This is a genomic window from Thioclava sp. UBA3469, from assembly GCF_002378135.1.
GTDB lineage: Bacteria > Pseudomonadota > Alphaproteobacteria > Rhodobacterales > Rhodobacteraceae > Thioclava > Thioclava sediminum.
On sequence record NZ_DFRG01000203.1, the window covers coordinates 2,843 to 3,143 of the forward strand.

Annotated in this window: 1 protein-coding gene; it reads right to left on the minus strand. The window is 59.8% G+C overall.

The genetic code is table 11. The features are described from left to right. Nucleotides 1-301 (minus strand): ABC transporter substrate-binding protein (locus B3D39_RS14710; protein ID WP_286789838.1); only part of this gene is annotated, 301 nt, incomplete at both ends.

Consider the following 301-nt stretch of genomic DNA (forward strand, 5'->3'; position numbering starts at 1 on the left):
CGCCGGTCCAGCCGAGGATCACCGCACCGTCACGGGTCGGATCTTTCGACTTCTTCAGATACTCGCCCCACTCGTAGGAGACGATGTTCGCAGTCACGCCGACCTTGGCGAGATCCGATTGCATCAGTTCCGCGGTGCGGCGTGCGTTCGGCATGTAGGGCCGCTGCACGGGCATCGCCCAGATGTTCATCTCGAGATCATTGACGCCAGCCTCGTCGAGCATTTTCTTAGCCTGCTCAGGATCGTAGGCGTCGTCCTTGATGTCCTTGTTATAGGACCACATGGTCGGCGGGATCGGGTT